The 20,402-nt window shown below is 35.1% G+C and carries 15 protein-coding genes; all 15 read left to right on the top strand.

Features of this window, described 5'->3' with window-relative positions; genetic code table 11:
• A partial coding sequence (locus APR43_RS23730) for a PIG-L family deacetylase (RefSeq protein ID WP_205720348.1) occupies positions 1 to 957 on the top strand: 957 nt, incomplete at its 5' end.
• 168 nt (positions 958 to 1,125) lie between these two features.
• Positions 1,126 to 2,508, top strand: coding sequence for a phosphoglucosamine mutase (gene glmM / locus APR43_RS23725; RefSeq protein ID WP_053474212.1), 1,383 nt, complete (start codon positions 1,126 to 1,128; stop codon positions 2,506 to 2,508).
• 623 nt (positions 2,509 to 3,131) lie between these two features.
• Positions 3,132 to 6,380 carry a SusC/RagA family TonB-linked outer membrane protein gene (locus APR43_RS23720; RefSeq protein WP_053474213.1) on the top strand — a complete coding sequence of 1,083 codons (3,249 nt, stop codon included), beginning with the start codon at positions 3,132 to 3,134 and terminating at the stop codon, positions 6,378 to 6,380.
• 10 nt (positions 6,381 to 6,390) lie between these two features.
• Positions 6,391 to 7,863 carry a RagB/SusD family nutrient uptake outer membrane protein gene (locus APR43_RS23715; protein WP_053474214.1) on the top strand — a complete coding sequence of 491 codons (1,473 nt, stop codon included), beginning with the start codon at positions 6,391 to 6,393 and terminating at the stop codon, positions 7,861 to 7,863.
• A gap of 65 nt (positions 7,864 to 7,928) precedes the next feature.
• Positions 7,929 to 9,299 (top strand): DUF4832 domain-containing protein, encoded by a 1,371-nt coding sequence (locus APR43_RS23710; protein WP_053474215.1) that lies wholly within the window; start codon positions 7,929 to 7,931, stop codon positions 9,297 to 9,299.
• 26 nt (positions 9,300 to 9,325) lie between these two features.
• The gene (locus APR43_RS23705; protein ID WP_053474216.1) at positions 9,326 to 10,201 is read left to right on the top strand and encodes a PKD domain-containing protein; all 876 of its coding nucleotides are present in this window, start codon (positions 9,326 to 9,328) and stop codon (positions 10,199 to 10,201) included.
• A gap of 280 nt (positions 10,202 to 10,481) precedes the next feature.
• Entirely contained in the window at positions 10,482 to 11,579 is a 1,098-nt protein-coding gene (locus tag APR43_RS23700; RefSeq protein WP_053474217.1) for an acyltransferase family protein, read from the top strand.
• A 58-nt stretch (positions 11,580 to 11,637) separates the two neighbouring features.
• Positions 11,638 to 13,008 carry a Gfo/Idh/MocA family protein gene (locus tag APR43_RS23695; RefSeq protein WP_053474218.1) on the top strand — a complete coding sequence of 457 codons (1,371 nt, stop codon included), beginning with the start codon at positions 11,638 to 11,640 and terminating at the stop codon, positions 13,006 to 13,008.
• Between the two features lie 206 nt (positions 13,009 to 13,214).
• Positions 13,215 to 13,817, top strand: a complete 603-nt coding sequence (locus APR43_RS23690; protein ID WP_053474219.1) for a TetR/AcrR family transcriptional regulator — start codon at positions 13,215 to 13,217, stop codon at positions 13,815 to 13,817.
• A 65-nt stretch (positions 13,818 to 13,882) separates the two neighbouring features.
• Positions 13,883 to 15,148 (top strand): TolC family protein, encoded by a 1,266-nt coding sequence (locus APR43_RS23685; protein ID WP_082356485.1) that lies wholly within the window; start codon positions 13,883 to 13,885, stop codon positions 15,146 to 15,148.
• A gap of 7 nt (positions 15,149 to 15,155) precedes the next feature.
• The gene (locus tag APR43_RS23680; RefSeq protein ID WP_053474221.1) at positions 15,156 to 16,055 is read left to right on the top strand and encodes an HlyD family secretion protein; all 900 of its coding nucleotides are present in this window, start codon (positions 15,156 to 15,158) and stop codon (positions 16,053 to 16,055) included.
• A complete protein-coding gene (locus APR43_RS23675) occupies positions 16,055 to 16,963 on the top strand; it encodes an ABC transporter ATP-binding protein (protein ID WP_053474222.1) in 909 nt (302 codons plus the stop codon). The genes APR43_RS23680 and APR43_RS23675 overlap by 1 nt, the downstream gene beginning before the upstream one ends.
• Positions 16,964 to 17,221: 258 nt before the next feature.
• A complete protein-coding gene (locus APR43_RS23670) occupies positions 17,222 to 17,962 on the top strand; it encodes an ABC transporter ATP-binding protein (RefSeq protein ID WP_082356486.1) in 741 nt (246 codons plus the stop codon).
• Positions 17,963 to 18,158: 196 nt separating this feature from the next.
• The gene (locus APR43_RS23665; RefSeq protein ID WP_053474253.1) at positions 18,159 to 19,265 is read left to right on the top strand and encodes an ABC transporter permease; all 1,107 of its coding nucleotides are present in this window, start codon (positions 18,159 to 18,161) and stop codon (positions 19,263 to 19,265) included.
• Complete coding sequence (locus APR43_RS23660; protein ID WP_053474223.1) at positions 19,262 to 20,380, top strand: ABC transporter permease; 1,119 nt, start codon at positions 19,262 to 19,264, stop codon at positions 20,378 to 20,380. The genes APR43_RS23665 and APR43_RS23660 overlap by 4 nt, the downstream gene beginning before the upstream one ends.
• The last annotated feature ends 22 nt before the right edge of the window (positions 20,381 to 20,402 follow it).

The raw sequence follows: 20,402 nt of genomic DNA, 5'->3' as shown, positions 1-20,402 counted from the left end.
ATCAATATTAAAATATTCAATAAACTTCAAAATACAATCACAGGCTGGCCGGGTGGAAAACCAAATGCGGAAGATACCAACCGTCCTGAAAGAGCAGAACCGGCTAAAAAGCGTGTATTGATTTTCAGTCCGCATCCTGATGATGATATTATTAGTATGGGTGGAACTTTTATGCGTCTGCAGGAGCAGGGACATGAGGTACATGTTGCTTATCAGACTTCTGGAAATATCGCTGTCGCGGATGATGAAGCGTTACGTTTCGCAAGATTCGTTATTGATTACAATGAAAAATTCAACATTAAAAGCGAAGAGGCGGATAACATTTACAAAAAAGCACAAACGTTTTTAGAAAATAAAAAGAACAGCGAAATTGATATTCCCGAAGTAAGATACATCAAAGGATTAATCAGAAAAGGAGAGGCGAGAGCGACAAGTCATTTTGTTGGATTAACAGATGATCAGATTCATTTTATGGAACTTCCGTTTTATGAAACCGGAACAATCGAGAAGAAACCAATCGGACAAGAAGATATCCAGTTGACAATGGATTTAATTGAAAAAATCAAACCGCATCAAATCTACGCAGCAGGAGATTTAGCTGACCCACACGGTACGCACAAAGTATGTCTGGATGCGATTTTTGAAGCTGTAAAAGCTTTAAAACCAAAACCATTCATGAACGACTGCTGGTTGTGGTTGTACAGAGGAGCTTGGCAGGAATGGGGAATCGACGAAGTTGAAATGGCGGTTCCAATGAGCCCGGATCAGGTTTTAGCAAAACGCCACGGAATCTTCAAACATCAATCTCAAAAAGACGGAGTTGTTTTCCAGGGAACAGATTCAAGAGAGTTCTGGCAGAGAGCCGAAGACCGAAACCGTGAAACCGCACAAGTCTACCAACAAATGGGACTTTCAAGCTACGCAGCGATGGAAGCTTTCGTGAGATGGCACTTTTAAGTTGCTAAGGTTCTGAGATGCTAAGATTCTAAGTTTAATAAAATGAGATTAGACTTTGCCACGAATTACACAAATTTCCACAAATTAAATTCGTGATAATTCGTGGCAAAAAAAATCATTTTAATCCTTTTAATCTGTGGCAAAAAATAAAAATAATAATAAGTAAAAATGGCATTAATAAAATCAATTTCAGGAATACGAGGCACAATTGGCGGGGTTGTCAATGAAAATTTGACTCCGGTAAATGCGGTCAAATTTGCCGCAGCTTACGGAATGTGGCTTAAAAGTGAAAACTCAAATCAATCATTAACCGTAATTATAGGGAGAGACGCCAGGATTTCGGGAGAAATGATCAGCAATTTAGTTTCGAATACGCTTACGGGTTTAGGGATTAATGTCGTTGATATTGGTTTGTCGACAACGCCAACTGTTGAGGTAGCTGTAACATTAGATAAAGTCGATGGCGGAATCATCATCACGGCAAGTCATAATCCAAAACAATGGAACGCTTTAAAATTACTAAATCATAAAGGAGAATTTTTAAATGCAGAAGCAGGAGAAAAAATCCTGAAAATCGCAGAAGATGAAAATTTTCTTTTTGCAGAAGTTGATGATTTAGGCAAATATGAAAAGAAGGAAGGTTACATCGAAAAACACATTGACGAAGTTTTAAAATTAGCTTTAGTTGATGTTGAAGCAATCAAAAGCGCCAATTTTAAAGTAGTTGTTGATGCGGTTAATTCTACGGGCGGAATTGCGATTCCGAGTTTACTGGAAAAATTAGGAGTTGAATGCATCAAATTGTATTGCGAACCAAACGGACATTTTCCGCATAATCCGGAACCTTTAAAAGAACATTTGACAGATATTTCAGAATTGGTCGTAACAGAAAAAGCCGATTTCGGAATAGTGGTTGATCCAGATGTAGATCGTTTGGCGATTATTTGCGAAGACGGTTCAATGTTTGGCGAAGAATACACTTTGGTCGCTTGCGCCGATTATGTTTTAGGAAAAACAAAAGGCGATACGGTTTCTAATTTATCATCTTCAAGAGCATTGCGAGATATTACTTTAAAGCATGGCGGAAAATATCAGGCAAGTGCGGTTGGCGAAGTAAATGTTGTCGAATTAATGAAAAGCACAAACGCCATAATTGGTGGAGAAGGCAACGGTGGAATTATTTATCCGGCATCACATTACGGACGAGATTCGTTAGTTGGAACGGCATTGTTTTTATCGCATTTGGCAAATGAAAAAGTTTCATGCAAAACGCTTCGCGAAAGTTATCCGGATTATTACATGAGCAAAAGTAAAATTGAGCTGACACCGGAAATTAATGTCGATGAAATTTTGGAAAAAATCACTCAAAAATTCAAAAATGAAAACCCGAATTGCATCGATGGAGTTAAAATAGATTTTGACGAAGAATGGGTGCATTTGAGAAAATCAAATACAGAACCAATCATTAGAATTTATACCGAAAGTAAGTCACAGAAAAATGCAGATGAACTGGCAGAAAAATTCATCTCGGTCATTAAAGAATTACTGTGAAATAATCGTTCAAAAATTGATTTCGGCTTAAATATAAATTTTATTCGAAATCGAATAAAGTGCTGATTTTAAAATAATAAAAAAATCATTTAACTGCGATTTTTAATTAAATGGATATCAAAATAAATAATTTGGTTTTCGATTGATAATAAATTTTTTTAGACAATTTTTTAAATTCTTACAAGATAAATATTTGAAAATGATAAGAATTTAATAATACTTTTTCTAAAAAATGTGCTCGAAAACACTTTTTTTATGTGCACGAACACATTTTTTCGATTTTGCCATTGTTTATTAAAAAATATTATTTAGTTTAGCCATAGTTAAGTCAAAAAACAGCTTTTTTTTATCCATTTTTTTAAGCTTAAAAATCAATTTTAAAAACTCAAAAAAGGACTTCCTAAAAAATTAATAAGCAGCTGATTATTAAAAGAAAAAAATAAAATAAGAATATCAATTAAGAAAAATAACCAAACGAAAACAAAAACAAAAAACAGACAAAAATTATGAATTCAAAAAAAACATAACCGACCCATTTCGCTTTGTGTTTGAAAAAACCTTAACCAATTTTTACTCACGCAAAGTTTGCTTTTCACATTAACCATTAAACTAACCAGAATAATATGAAAAAAAGTAACAAGTTACTATACAGTAACTATCAGGAAATAAAATTTAATTTAAAGACATTACTCACGGTCTTATTTCTGATAGTTTCTGTTTTTAAAGTAAGCGCGGTTTCTTCTACAGAAAATGATAAGAAATCAGAAATTATAAATAAAGAGTCAGAAGCAGATATAACAATTAAAGGTACTGTCTTAGATGAATTAGGACAGCCAATGATTGGTGTTACCATTTTGCCGAAAGGATCATCAAGAGGAACAACCACTGATTTTGACGGAAGTTATACAATAGTAGTTCCTGCCGCTACAGAAGCGCTTTTGTTTTCGTATGTAGGTTACGAAACGAAAGAAGTGGCAATTGCCGGACAAACCACAATTAAAGTCTCATTAGTACCATCGTCAAAAAGTTTAAATGAGGTTATTATTGTAGGTTACGGAACACAGAAAAAGAAAAATGTATTAGGAGCAATGTCTTCTGTAAAAGGAGAAACGCTTACTTTATCTTCAGCGCCTTCAGTTTTAACAGCACTTCAGGGAAAAGTGGCGGGTTTACAAATCGTACAAAACAGCGCCCAGCCAGGTGGTGGATTTAATATCCAGATTCGTGGTGCGGGTTCTATTAATGCAAGCAACGATCCTTTAGTTGTTATTGATGGATTTCCGGTTACAAATTTACAGCAGCCTGGAACAGGAAACCGCTATGATGGCGGTACGCAGAGTATTCTAAACTCATTTAACCCAAATGATATCGAATCTATAGAGGTTTTAAAAGATGCCAGTGCTTCTGCAATTTATGGTGCAAGAGCTGCAAATGGTGTCATTATGATTACGACCAAAAAAGGAAAAGAAGGAGATGTAAGAGTTGATTATTCTGGTTCTTATTCGTATCAAAAATACAATGATAGTTATGAGGTATTGGATTTGCAGGAATGGATGCAGCTAAGAAATGACGCTGCCAGAGAAAATTGGGAATTTATTAATAAAGTATATCCATATTCTCCAAAAACATTGGAAGAAGCAAATGCTGCACCAGTAAATGGAATTCCGTTTAAAAGATTCTATTCTGATGAGCAGATTAGAAATGCCGGAAAAGGAACAGACTGGCTTGGACTAGTGACAAGAGATGGAATGGTTCAGCAAAATAACCTTTCTATACGAGGCGGGACAAAATCAACTAAATATTTTTTATCAGGAAACTTATTCAATCAGGAAGGAATTGTTAAAAATTCAGGATTAAAAAGAAGCACGGTTCATTTTAGTATTGATCAAAAACTAACTGATTATGTGACTTTTGGAATGAACATGACTAAAAGCCGAATCAAAAATCAAAACTCACAATTAGGTGGCGATCAATTTGAAAATTCAGGAATTATAAGATCTGCTATACAGCAAAGTCCAAATATTGAAGCAATTGATGAATTTGGTAATTATCCAATTAACCCGGATAATGCTTTAGAACCAAATCCATATTCATTGTTAACAATTACAGACGAAGGAGTAATAGACAGAACATTGACCAATTTTTATGCAGAAATAAAACCATTAAAAGGTCTTACTGCAAGAGTTCAGGCAGGTTTTGATCAGGGAGAGACAAGCAGAGGTAATTATTTGCCAAGAACTACACTGTATGGGCAATTAGAAAATGGTAAAGCAACTTTCAATACACAAAAAAAGAATGATGATTTGCTAGATGTTATATTAACCTATAATACAAAAATTGGAGACGACAACTCTTTTACTTTTATGGCAGGTTATTCTCAGTCAACCTACAGAAATGAAAGAGCATCATTAGGAAACAGTAATTTTATCACAGATGCTTTTTTATGGCATAATATGAATGCGGGAGCAGGAACAAAATTAACTACATCATCAAAAAATGAAGATAGTTACCGTTCGTATTTTTCAAGAGTAAACTACTCTTATAAAGACAAATATCTGTTAACTTCTACCATCCGTCGTGACGGAGTAAGTTTCTTTGCAGCAAATAAAAAATATGCTTTGTTTCCATCAATTTCGGTGGGTTGGGATGTGTCGCAAGAACCATTCATGAAAGGTATTACAGATTATGTATCACAACTTAAACTGCGATTTGGTTATGGTTCTGTTGGTAATTCTGCCGGACTTTCTAAAGGGGCATTTTATGCACAGCCAGCTTATTTAAACTCAGATGAATCAATTTGGACTGGAGTATTTGCCAGCAGATTAGAAAATCCTGATTTGAAATGGGAAACAACTACAGAAAAGAATTTTGGTGTTGATTTTGAATTATTAAACAGAAGAATTTCAGGTTCGGTAGAGGTATATGAAAGAGTAGTTTCTGATTTATTAATGGAAAAACCTATTAATAGTTATCATGAAATCAATACTGTTTGGGCAAATATAGGCAGTACACAAACTAAAGGTGTTGAGGTTACTTTAACTTCAAAAAATATCGATACTCAGGATTTTAAATGGAATACAACTTTTACATATTCACAATATAAAACGAATTGGAAAGAAAGAGCTCCAGACTGGAAACCTTCAGTATATATGAGTTACAACGATCCGGTACGTGCACAATATAGCCAGATTGCAGATGGTATTATGCAGATTGGAGAAGTAGTTCCTGCACAGCCAGATTTATATCCGGGGCAAATTAAAATAAAAGATCTTAACGGTTTTGTTAGAGATGCATCTGGAAATCCGGTTACAGATGAAAAAGGAGTGTTTTTAAGAACCGGAGCACCAGACGGAAAAATTGACGAAGCCGATACTGTTTTACTGGGCTCTGCAGATCCTGATTTTTCTGCAGGTTTAAGTAATACAATTATCTGGAAAAACTTCCAATTGAATTTTGTTTTTAATGGAATGTTTGGACGAAAAATTGTAGATCAAACCGATTTTACTTATGGCGTAACTGCAGTAGGAGTAGCACAAAACGGAAGAAATGCATTAAGAAGTGTTTACGACAGATGGACACCGGATAATCCAACAAACACTCGTCCTGGTTCACACTTTGGATACACACAATACGGTTCAGGTGATTTCTTTATGCAGGATGCTTCGTTTGTTCGTTTACAAAGCGTATCGCTTAGTTACAATTTTCCACAAAGATGGTTTGGTAAATACATACAGGGAGCAGCCATTAGACTTGATGGACAAAACCTTTTTACCATTACAAAATATGATGGTATAGATCCTGAAACAGATGGTTATGCAGCAGCATATCCAAATGTAAAAACATACACAGTAGGAATTGATCTTAAGTTTTAATCAAAAAGACATGAAAAATTTAAAAAATTATACAATAGTTTTACTATTACTAGTTTTCTCAGGATGTAATGAAGATATTGAGTCTATCAATTACGATGAGATTAATCCGAGTATATTTCCTAAATCGGAGGCTGATGTTCAGGCAATAGTAGCTTCTGCCTACTATCCGTTAAGAGGTTCTTACGGAAACGGTATTCACTCTACTTCAGAAAACGGATTAATGTTTATACTTGATGCCACGACAGAAATTCTTCAGGGACCTTACGGCGTACAGCAGGAAGCATCATTACACAGCTACAAAGCCAGTTCTACATCTTTTACAAGATTCTATGATGTGTTCTACAACAAAATAAGCAGTATGACTTTGAGCATTGACAGAATACAAAATGCCAATGTAAACGAGCTGGTTAAGAAAAATGCTATTGCCGAAATTAAATGTGCAAGAGGATTATTAGCCTATGAGCTTTTTGATCTATATGGACCGCTTGTTGTTGCGCCTCTTGATATTCTTAAAAGCCCTTTGAACGAAGTGCCTTTGGCCAGACTTTCAAATGCAGAAATGGTAAGCTTTATTGAAAAAGACCTTAAAGAAGCCGCAGCAGATTTAAAAGCTCCGGGCGACACACCATACGGAAGATTCAGCAACGGAATGGCAAGAATGGTTCTGATAAGATTATATCTGCATGAAAAAAGATGGGCAGATGTTGAAGAACAAGCGAATGCAATTATGGCAATGAATTACTACGGATTAGACGCAGATTATGTTGGATTATGGGATGTTAAACCTCCTGTTAACAGCAAAGAAGTAATTTGGGCGGTTCCGGCAGATTATGCAGGAACAAGTGAAAACCAATGGCAGTTAATGGTATTACCGGCTAATTACCCTGAACGCGGAGGTTATGGAACTATTCAAAGTTCATGGAAATTTTATGATTCTTTTGAAGCAACAGACATTCGTAAAACGGCACTTATTGCCGAGTTTACAGGAACAGATGGTGTAACGTACAACAGAGCAAATCCTGCAAACTATATGCAGTTAGGGCCAATTCCATTGAAAATTCATCCCGATGCTGCCAGAACAACCGCTTTAACAACAGTAGATATTGTGGTATATCGTTATGCAGATGTAATATTATCAAAAGCAGAAGCATTGGTAAACAAAACCGGAACGCCAACACAAGAAGCAATTGATTTGGTAAACATCGTGAGAAAAAGAGCTAAAATCAGTGAAATTCAATTAGCTAATTACAACACGCTTGCCAAATTCAATGATATGATTCTTTTAGAAAGATCACACGAATACTGGTGTGAAAACGGGCAATATCGTTCAGACTTAATCAGACACGGAAAATTTACAGAACATGCTCTTGACTTAAACGGTGCGGCAAGTCAAAGTGCTCCATACAAAGCGTTGTTCCCATTTTCTTTAGACAGAATAAGTGAAGGAAAAGGTAAATTTATTCAGAACCCTGGATATAATTAATTAGAAGACGGCTATCACAATTGGTGAATGAATAAAATAAATCAGATAATTTAATTATACAAAAAATGAAAAATTTACTAATGTTAATCTGCCTTTTTCTGAATGTCGCATCAAGCTGTCAAAGCGATGGAGGTGACAAAAATGAAGGAGGCGAACAAGTAAACGGAGTTGAAAAAGTAACTTACACCGCTTCAAACGAAGTGTTCACAAATCCCGAACGTGGATTTATGCATACGTGGCAGGTAAATTCTGAAGGCGCAGCAATGACAGCAGCTTCTTTAAATAATCTGAAAAAAGAAAATGTAAGCCTTATTCTGCGTTTGTATTATTTGGAAAAGTTTAAAACTTCGGCTTTAAGCCAAACACAATTAGATCTTATCAAAACCGATTTTACACGTTTGAGAGAATCAGGTTTAAAATGTGTTTTACGTTTTGCGTATACAGATGCACAAGATGGTTCAGATGCTTCTGTAGCCGTTATCTCTGGACATTTAGATCAGTTGAAACCAATTTTGGAAGAAAACAAAGATGTAATTGCTTTTGTTCAGGCAGGATTTGTTGGAGCTTGGGGAGAATGGTATTATACTACAAACCAGCTTACAACGCCGGCAAACAAAAAACTGATTATAGACAAACTTTTAGCCTCTTTTCCAAAAGAAGTAAAAATTCAGTTAAGAACTCCAAAAATCAAACAAGACTATGTTGCAACTACAATAGCAATGGACGCGAACGTTGGTTACGGAACTTCAAATACAGCTCGTTTAGGTTTTCATAATGACTGTTTTATGGCAAGTGTTGATGATTACGGAACATACATAGATATCACTTCTGAAAAAACATACATAAGCAACGAAGCCCTTTATGTACCAACAGGAGGAGAAACTTGTCCGCCCGTAGACGTGCCAATCGCAAGCTGCAGCATTGCTGAAAAAGAAATGACAATGCTAAAATGGACGTATTTAAACCTAGATTATTACGGTCCGGTTTTACAGGAATGGAGAAACAACAACTGTTTTACAGATTTTGAAAGAAAACTGGGTTACAGACTTTCATTAGCATCGTCAAGTCTAAAAAAAGAAGCAACTTTAAATGGAACTTTAGAGTTTGAAGCATTGTTGAATAATGGTGGTTTTGCTCCGGTTTACAATCCAAAAAATGCTTATTTAATATTAAGAGCTACTTCTGGCGGAACGGTTTATAAGAAAAAATTAAACTTCGATGTTAGAAAAGTAGTACCAAGAGTAACGTACGATTTAAAAGAATCGGTGAGCTTATCCGGAATTCCGGCAGGAACTTATGAATTGTTATTAAAGATCGAAGACAGTTCAACAAAACTAGTTGACAGACCAGATTATTGTATTCGTTTTGCGAATACAGGAGTTTGGGAAGCCGCAACTGGATTCAATAAATTATCACAAACGGTTATCATTAAATAGTTATCAAAACATTTAAATTAAAAACCATGAAAAAAATAAAACTAACCAAATACATAACATTGCTTGTTGCTATGTTATTGCTAACGGCTTGTTCGAGCGATAATGCTTCATCAGACGATTCGGCAACAAAACCAACCGCAGATTTCTCATTTACAAATGATGGAAGCACGTTTACCTTTACCAATCTTTCTACAAACGGTACAAAGTACAGATGGGATTTTGGAGATTTATATTATACATCTGGAGAAAAAGATCCGGTTTACACTTATAAAATTGGAGGCGAAATTAGAGTTTCATTAACCGTAACCAACGACAAAGGAGAAGAAGCTTTTATCACTAAAACCATAACTGCCCCAAGAATCATAATTATCGACATTAAAATCGACGGAAAATTTACAGATTGGGATGATGTTGCCGTAACCGATCAAAATACATCAGGAAACGGTTCAATTCAAAAAATTAAAATTTGGGCTGGAGGTCCAAATGTAAATGTGTATTTAGAAGGAAACAAAAAAATGCTGATGGAACTGGTTGACATGTACATCAATACAGATGGAAACACGCAAACAGGATTCCTACACAGCAATTGGGCACAAGGTTCTGGAGCCGAATTTTTATTCGAAGGCCCTGTAGTAACCAACGGCTGGGGACAATTTTACAACCATACAGATCCAAACGGAGGCTGGGGATGGGCTGGAATTGCAGGTTCTGGAGCAAATTTAAAAGCATCACCAATTGTGAGTTTGAACGACACCACAAATGCGATCGAATTCAGCATCCCAAAATCACAGTTAGGAACATTAGGAAGTTCAATAGGTATTGCCATTACAGAAATGAATGGAGGCTGGGGATTAGTTGCCAACTTCCCGGAAGCACCTAAGTTCTCTACATTACAATTGTAGTTTGTCATTGATAGCCGGTCAAAATGTGCCATTTGGCGAAGAGTTTTTTGGAGATTAATTTTTTAAGCCAAATGGCATAAGCTATCGAGTAAATATAAATTAGCTCTGTTGAGCGCAATTTTTTTAACACATAGAAACATAGATTTTAAGGCTTAACCAGAGATATAAATAAAATCAGGATTTTTCGCATAGTCTATGTTTATTTAAACAAGTGAAACGCCTTTACCCATTAAAAGAAACTATGTTCCTATGTGTTAGAACAATTTTTAAAAAGAAGTAAATGACTAAAACAATTGCCAATAACCGATTAATGTCTGTAGATGTACTGCGAGGATTTGATCTTTTGATGATTATAGTAGCAGACCGATTTTTCTATAATTTGAATACAGCGGCAAATACCAGTTTAACAAAAACGCTGGCCGACCAGTTCGAACATCCGGAATGGATTGGTTTTCATTTGTATGATGTCATAATGCCCTTATTTTTATTTGTTGTAGGCGTTGTAATTCCGTTTTCTTTAGGAAACAGAAGCAAAGAAACGTATTCAGATTTTAAATTATACAGACATATTTTAAAACGATTTGTAGTACTGTTTATATTAGGATGGATCGTGCAGGGAAATCTTCTGGAACTGAATATTTCAAAGTTTCACATCTTTAGTAATACACTTCAGGCTATTGCAGTTGGATATTTATTTTCCTGTATTGCATATTTAAATTTGAGCCAAAAAGGAAGATACATCTTCTTTGTAGTTTGTCTTGTTTTGTATGCCGTACTATTATCAATTCCAAGTTACTTTGGTCACACTTTTGAATTATTACCAGAAAAAAATCTTCCCATATTTATCGATCAGCAGGTTTTTGGATCGTTTTACGATCAAACACAGTATTCCTGGCTTTTAACAGGTTTAGGATTTACAGCCACAACATTATCAGGATTGTTTGCAGGAGAATTACTTTTATCTTCTCTTTCAAGAAAAAAAATAGCACAATATCTTTTCCTAATCGGAGTAACCGCAATTATCCTTTCATTAATAATTGGTATTTGGCATCCCATTATTAAAAAAATATGGACAAGTTCATTTGTAATTTTTTCATCAGGAATCAGCTTTGTTTTATTAGCTTTATTCTATTGGCTTGTCGACGTTCAGGGTTATACAAAATGGGCTTATCCGTTTAGAGTAATTGGTTTAAACGCCATCGCCGCTTATGTTGGATCGCATGTTTTTAATTTCTCTTTAATCGCCAAACAAATTTTCTTTGGTTTTGAGCAATTTACAGGAGCATATTATGACGCCTTTTGCGATTTAGCCGGATTCGGAATTCTCTATTTCATACTTTGGTACATGCACAAAAACAAAACCTATATAAAAGTGTAATAAAACAAAATGTTACAAATAAAAACGTTCAAACAAAAATATCACTAAAATAAAAAAAATGAAAAGTTTAAGATTTTTACTAATAGCACTTTTGCTATTCAAAGTCTGCGACACATCAGCGCAGCTTATTAAAACCAAAGCACCAAAAAGAGACAAAGGACAAACAGATGTTTTGCGTTTAGCAACTCCTGCAATTCCGCACGTTCGTGTAGCAGTTATTGGTCTTGGAATGCGCGGTACTGGCGCCGTAGGACGTATTCCGCATGTTCCCGGAGTAGAAATTGTAGCCTTATGCGATATGCTCGAAGAAAGAACAAAAGCAGCAAACGATACTTTAGCCAAACTTGGAGCACCAAAAGCACAGGAATTTTTTGGAGAAGATGCCTGGAAAAAAGTAACAAAATTAGAAAACGTTGATTTGGTTTATATTGTAACCGACTGGAAACATCACGCAAATATTGCCGTGCAAGCCATGAAAGATGGAAAGCATGTAGCTGTAGAAGTTCCGGGAGCTTTAACCATGAACGAAATCTGGGATATAATCGATACTTCAGAAAAAACACGTAAACATTGTATGATGCTGGAAAACTGTGTGTATGATTTCTTCGAATTAACAACATTAAACATGGCACAACAAGGCGTATTCGGAGAAATTCTTCATGCAGAAGGTTCTTATATTCACGGACTTCAGCCATATTGGGGAAATTATTGGAACAACTGGAGAATGGATTACAACCGTAAACACAGAGGTGATATTTACCCAACTCACGGAATGGGCCCGGCTTGTTTAGCATTAAATATTCATAGAGGTGATAAAATGAATTTCCTGGTTTCGATGGATACAAAAGCAGTTGGAAATCCTGCCTTCATAAAAGAAAAAACAGGCGAAGTCGTAACTGACTTTAGAAATGGAGATCACACGATGACAATGATTCGTACCGAAATGGGAAAAACAATCCAGATTCAGCATGATGTTACAAGCCCAAGACCTTACAGCAGAATGTACCAATTATCCGGAACAAAAGGATTTGCTAATAAATATCCGGTAGAAGGTTATGCAATTGATGCCAAAGAAGTTGGAGCAGAAATTTCTAAAAACTATCAAAATCTAAACGCCGAAGAATATGTTTCGGAAGATGTGAAAAAGATTTTAATGGAAAAATATAAAAACCCAATCGTAAAAGATATCGAAGAACTGGCTAAAAAAGTCGGCGGCCACGGCGGAATGGATTTTATAATGGATTACAGAATGTTTTATTGTCTGCAAAAAGGACTTCCGCTTGATATGGATGTTTACGATTTAGCCGAATGGTCTTGTTTAAGTCCGTTAACCGAAATCTCCTTAGACCATAATTCAGCTCCGGTAGAAATCCCGGATTTTACCCGCGGAAGCTGGAAAAAACTAAATACAGTTGAATTTTCGAAATAAACTAAACTACTTTTTAGTGAGCATTTAGTTTTTATTGTTAATATTTGTTAGTTATCTACAATGCCTGTAAATCCACAATTTGCAGGCATTTTTTGTATAAATGATTCAATGACTTATTATTAGGTTAAAAATATTTTTTAATCATTTGATTAAATCTATTGTTTAATTAAAAAACATTTATATATTTGCCGAACATTTACAAAATTATGACCCCAAAAAACAAAGACGCAAGTACCGAAGAAAAGATAAAAGAAGCAGCACGAATAGTATTTACCCAAAAGGGATATTCTGCCACACGTACTCGTGATATTGCCGAAGAAGCAGGAATTAATCTGGCACTTTTAAATTATTATTTCAGAAGTAAAGAAAAACTTTTTGAATTGGTAATGTCAGAGAAAGTGGCAAAATTATTTGGTGTAATTGCCCCAATAGTGAATGGCGATACAACTTCTATAGAAGAAAAAGTAACGTTGATAGCCGATAATTATATCTCGATGCTGATTCAAAATCCTGGTTTGCCTTTATTTGTTTTAAGCGAAATAAGAAATAATCCCGAACATTTTGGGAACAAAGTACAAGCCGGAAAATTATTGACCGAATCCATTTTTGTAAAACAATTGCAAGAAAGAAAACCGGATATTAATCCGCTGCATTTTATGATCAATCTATTATCAATGTGTATTTTTCCTTTTATAGCTAAACCGGTTTTAGAATCAGCCGGAGTTATGACACCAAGTCAAATGAATGATTTTGCAGAAGAAAGAAAAACACTGATTGTACAATGGTTTAAAGCTATGATGCACTCCTAGCTATTTTTTTGGACTAAATTTAATCAAATGATTAAAACGAAATATTAAAAATTAAAAAGTTGAATATGAAAAGGTTATTAGTAGTTATATTGGTTTTTATACCCGTATTTCATTTTTATGCACAGCAAAATGAAAAGTTGTTACGACTGCAGGATTGTTACGCATTAGCAGAAGAAAATTATCCGTTATCTAAAAAAAGAGATTTAATTGCCAAAAGCGGCGAATTCACGATTGATAATATTGCCAAAGGATATTATCCCAAATTCGACATTTTTGGTCAGGCAACGTATCAATCTGATGTTACCAAAATGCCAATTAGTCTTCCCGGCGTTGAGGTTCCCATTTTAAACAAAGATCAGTATCGCGCTTACGCAGAAGTAAATCAGCTGCTTTATGACGGAGGAAATTTAAAACAGCAGAAAGAAGTTGCAGAAAAACAAACCAAAGTTTCAGAACAGCAGCTTCAGGTTGATTTATACGCTGTAAAACAAAAAGTAACCGAACTTTATTTTGGAATTTTAGTTTTTGAGGAACAGCTGCACCAAAATGATTTACTAAAAAACGACATCAATATCGGAATCAAAACCGTTCAGGCACAATTAAATAACGGAACCGCATACAGAAGCAGTTTAGATTTGCTTAAAGCAGAATATCTAAAAGCCGACCAAACCGCAATTGGAATTCGCAATTACAAAAAAGCCTATTTAGATATGCTGGGGCTTTTTATCAATTCAGAATTATCTGCAGACACAAAATTAGAAACACCTGAAAATATTGTAAATTCAATTGAAATAAACCGTCCTGAATTACAGCTTTTTAATTATAGAAACGAAAGTCTGGAATTAGGTAAAAAAGCGGTTGATATTGCTAATCTTCCAAAGTTCAATTTTTTCGTGCAGGGCGGTTACGGAAATCCGGGACTTAATATGCTCGAAGTTGGGTGGAAATCCTATTACATTGGCGGAGTACGACTAAACTGGTCTTTAACGGGACTTTATACAAATAAAAAACAGAAACAAATTATCGACATTAATAAACAGCAGCTCGAAGTCGACAAAGAAGTTTTTCTTTTCAATACCAATCAATCCATAAAACAACAAAGCGCAGAAATAACAAAACTCGAAGAATATCTGGTTTCTGACAATGAAATTATAACACTGAGAAACAATGTCAAAAAAGCCGCATTGGCACAATTAGACAATGGCGTAATTGATTCCAGCGATTATCTGCGTGAAGTAAACGAAGAAAACGCAGCAACGCAAAACAAAATTATTCATGAAACAGATTTGCTTTTGGCAAAATACAGACAAAAATTAATAACCGGTAATTAAGCATAAGATGAAAAAAATAGCATTTATACTAATAACAGCAACAGCAATATCATGTTCTGATAATAAGAACGAATTTGATGCAACAGGAACTTTTGAAGCAGTAGAAACCATTATTCCGGCAGAAGCGGGCGGTATAATCAAAGAATTAAAAGTGGAAGAAGGGAATATTTTAAAAGAAAACCAAGTCGTAGGTTATATTGATACCATACAGCTTTCGCTGAAACGTGATCAGCTTTTGGCACAAATTAAAGCAACGCAGAGTAAAAAACCAGATATCAATTCGCAGTTAGATGTTTACAGAGAAGAATTAAAACAAGCAAAATTAGATCAGCAGCGCATGCAGAATCTCGTAAAAGCCGATGCCGCAACAAGAAAACAACTTGATGATGCAACGACAAAAGTTTCGGTGATTCAAAAACAAATTACCGCTTTACAAACGCAGCTTAATATCAGCACAACCGGAATTGACGATGAAACCCAAACCTTAAAAGTTCAGATAAGTCAAATTCAAGATCAGCTGGCTAAATCGAAAATTGTCAATAAAACGAACGGAACAGTTTTGACAAAATACGCAGAAGTAGGAGAGATGGCAACAATTGGTAAACCGCTTTATAAAATCGCCGATTTATCAACCATAAACTTAAGGGTTTATATTACCGGAGATCAATTACCGGGCGTAAAATTAAACGACAATGTAAAAGTTTTTGTAGACGATACAAACAAAACTTATAAAGAATACAGCGGTGTGGTTGAATGGATTAGCGATAAAGCGGAGTTTACGCCAAAAACAATTCAAACAAAAGACGAACGTGCCAATTTGGTTTATGCCGTTAAAGTGAGAGTTAAAAATGATGGTTATTTAAAAATTGGAATGTATGGTGAAATTAAACTCAAACTTTCAAAATAATGGAATCCGTTGTTGTAAAAAATATTACCAAAACCTACGGAAAGGAAAAAAAGGTTGCCGTAAATGATGCTTCATTTTCGGTAAACAAAGGCGAGCTTTTTGGATTAATCGGTCCCGATGGCGCTGGGAAAACCAGTATTTTCAGAATCCTGACCACGGTTTTACTAGCAGATAGCGGTTCGGCTTCAATTGACGGATTGGATGTGGTAAAAGAGTTTAAATCCATCAGAAATACAATTGGTTATATGCCGGGAAAATTTTCTTTGTATCAGGATTTAACAGTCGAAGAAAACCTGAATTTTTTCGCCACATTATTCGGAACTACCATTGAGGAAAATTACAATTTGATCAAAGATATTTATGTTCAGATTGAGCCTTTTAAAACCCGAAGAGCAGGAAAATTATCCGGCGGAATGAAACAAAAACTAGCTTTGTGCTGTGCCTTAATCCATAAACCAAATGTTTTGTTTCTGGACGAACCTACAACCGGAGTTGATCCTGTTTCCAGAAAGGAATTTTGGGAAATGCTCCAAAAACTGAAAAAACAGGATATTACGATTATTGTTTCGACACCATATATGGATGAAGCCAATCTTTGTGACCGTATTGCATTGATTCAGGACGGAAAAATTCTTTCAATCGACAGTCCGAAAAATATAATCCAGAATTATCCAGATGCACTTTTTGCCGTAAAAGCAGATAATATGTATTCGCTTTTAAAAGCTTTGGCAATATATCCAAATCGGTTAATGAGTTATGCTTTTGGAGAATTTGCTCATTTTTCTTTCAAAGAAAACCCAGACAAAGCAGATTTATTACAGTTTTTGGAAACAAAAGGAATTAAAAATATAGAGATAAAAGAAGCTGCCGTAACGATTGAAGACAGTTTTATTAAGCTCTTAAGTTAGTATGGTTTTTAAACACATAGGAACATAGATATTGAATTTTCATTTTACTCATTTTTTTAAACATAGCCAGTGGTTTCAACCACTGGAAACGCATCGTGATTATCCAGCGTCCCAGTGGTTGAAACCACTGGCTATATTAAATATAATGTCATTTTAAAACATCTCTATCTATGTTTGTTTAAACAAGTGAAACGCCTTTTCAACTCAAATAATATCTATGTTCCTATGTGTTTAAAAAATTAAGCAACAGAAAAAAATATGAACGAGAAAGTAATTTCGTGCAAAGCATTAACCAAACGATTTGGAGATTTTACCGCCGTAGATGCCATCACTTTTGAAGTAGAAAAAGGAGAAATTTTCGGATTTCTGGGCGCTAACGGCGCAGGTAAAACAACCGCAATGAGAATGCTTTGCGGTTTATCGAACCCAACATCCGGCGAAGCAAAAATTGCAGGTTTTGATATTTATAAAGAAACCGAAAAAATAAAGAAAAGTATAGGATATATGAGCCAGAAATTCTCGTTGTACGATGATTTGACGGTTCAGGAAAACATTACCTTTTTTGCCGGAATTTATGGTTTAAGTGATAAAGCCATTAAAGAAAACAGTGCCGCACTTTTGAAACAATTAGGAATGGAAGATCAGGCAGACAAAAGAGTAAGTTCACTTCCGTTAGGATGGAAACAAAAATTGGCTTTTTCAACCGCGATTATTCATAAACCAGAAATTGTGTTTCTGGATGAACCAACAGGCGGCGTCGATCCTGCAACACGCAGACAGTTTTGGGATTTGATTTACGAAGCATCCGGAAACGGAATTACCATTTTTGTAACCACACATTATATGGACGAAGCCGAATATTGTAACAGAGTTTCGATAATGGTCGACGGAAAAGTAGAAGCACTCGATACGCCTACAAACCTAAAAAAACAATTTAGCGTAACCACAATGGATGAGGTATTTTATCATCTTGCCAGAGAAGCCAAACGCGGAGAATAGTTGTTCGTCCTGCAAGGTTTTCAAAACCTTGTAGGTATTAAGAATAGACCATATTCTAAACGAATTCCATCCTGCAAGGTTTTCAAAACCTTGTAGGTCTAAATATAAAGTGCACCGAATAATAGCATACCTACAAGGTTTTGAAAACCTTGCAGGAGAAGATCAAGTTCGAAAAAAAAAGAAAAATAATCCGAATATGAAACAGTTTCTAACATTCGTAAAAAAAGAATTTTTGCACGTGTTGCGTGACAAAAAAACACTGCTGATTCTCTTTGGAATGCCGGTAGTGCAGATTCTTATTTTTGGTTTTGCTTTAACCAATGAAGTAAAAAACTCCCAAATAGTAGTCGTTGATTATGCCAAAGATATTGCCTCACAAGAAATCATTACCAAAATAGAAGCAAGCCGTTATTTTGAAATTAGAAAAACCCTTGCCGGAAGTAAAGAACTGGAAGCCGCTTTTAGAACCGGAGAAATCAAAATGGCCATAATATTTCCGGAAGGATTTAATAACCAGCTTTTGCATCAAAATAAAGCCCAGATTCAGGTTTTGGCCGATGCATCAGATCCAAATAATGCGACAACTTTAACCAATTATGTTACGTCGATTATAAACGATTATCAGGCAGATTTGAATAAGGAAAATGCAGTGCCGTTGCAAATAAAACCAGAAGTAAAAATGCTATACAATCCGCAGTTAAAAGGCGCGCCAAATTTTGTTCCCGGCGTTATGGCTTTGGTTTTAATGTTAGTCTGCGTAATGATGACGGCAATTGCTATTGTAAAAGAAAAAGAAACCGGAACCATGGAAATTCTTTTGGTTTCACCATTTAAACCTTTAATGGTTATACTTTCAAAAGCAGTTCCGTATCTTTTACTTTCAATGGTAAATGTAGTTTCGATATTATTATTGAGCGTATTTGTGCTCGATTTACCCATTGCAGGAAACATACTTTTACTTTTTGCAGAAAGCACCTTGTTTATCATAACCTGCTTGACTTTAGGAATTTTTATTTCGGTTAAAACCGATTCGCAGCAAACCGCCATGTTGATTTCGTTATTAGGAATGCTTTTACCAACCTTACTTTTCAGCGGATTCATGTTTCCTATCGAAAATATGCCTTTGCCTTTGCAGTGGTTTTCAAATGTTGTGCCTTCAAAATGGTATTACATTATTGTAAAAGGAATTATGATAAAAGGATTAGGATTTTCCTATGTCTGGAAAGAAACCTTAATCCTCTTCGGAATCACTATTTTCTTATTGATTATAAGCCTTAAAAGCTTTAAAATACGTTTATCATGAGAATCATCAAATTTTTACTTATCAAAGAGTTCAAACAAATATTTCGTAATCGCGCCATTTTAGCCGTGATCATGGTAATGCCAGTTATGCAGCTTATTATTTTGCCGCTTGCAGCCAATTATGAAATCAAAAATATCAATCTGGCTGTGGTGGACAACGACCGATCTGATTATTCCAGAGATTTAATCAATCAGGTTATTGCTTCCGGTTATTTCAAATTAAGAACTTATAACGATTCGTATAAACAAGCGTTCACACAATTAGAAGAAGACAATGCCGATTTAATTCTGGAAATTCCACATGGATTTGAAGAAGATCTTATAAAAGAAAACAAACAGCAGCTTTTTATTGGTGTAAACGCCATTAACGGAACAAAAGCCGGATTAGGCGCTGGTTACATCAGCGATATTATAAGAGAATACAATAATGGTTTGCGTAAAAAAATGAATGTTCCAACAAGTTTTAATGCTATGCCGGTAATTGAAATTACATCATCAAACTGGTACAATCCGCATTTAAATTATCAATTGTATATGGTTCCGGGAATTCTGGCTATTTTGGTGACACTTGTTGGCGGATTTCTTTCGGCATTAAATATTGTAAAAGAAAAAGAAGCCGGAACAATCGAACAAATTAATGTTTCTCCGGTCAAAAAATACCATTTCATTTTAGGGAAATTAATTCCGTTCTGGATTCTTGGCAATGTAGTTTTTACATTAGGATTATTAGTTGGCTGGATTTTTTACGGAATAATTCCGCTGGGAAATCTGTTGGTTTTATACGCTTTTATCGCCGTTTATTTGCTGGCTATTTTAGGTTTCGGGTTATTGGTTTCCACAATCTGCGACACACAGCAGCAAGCCATGCTTATTATGTTCTTTTTTGTAATGATATTTGTTTTAATGGGCGGTTTATTTACACCAATAGACAGTATGCCGGATTGGGCAAAAACAGTTTCAAAATTTAATCCAATAAGTTATTTTATTGATGTAATGCGAATGGTTGTAATAAAAGGAAGCGGTTTTAAAGATGTTCAAAAACACATTTTAGTCATTATAGGTTTTGCTATTGTTTTGAATATTGCCGCCGTTTTAAATTATCGAAAAACATCTTAAATAAATTAAAAACTAAAGCCTT

Source organism: Flavobacterium sp. NLM, assembly GCF_002210235.1.
GTDB classification, from domain to species: Bacteria; Bacteroidota; Bacteroidia; order Flavobacteriales; family Flavobacteriaceae; genus Flavobacterium; species Flavobacterium panici.
Note: the sequence above shows the minus strand (reverse complement) of the source record. Positions and strands in the feature narration are given on the sequence as shown.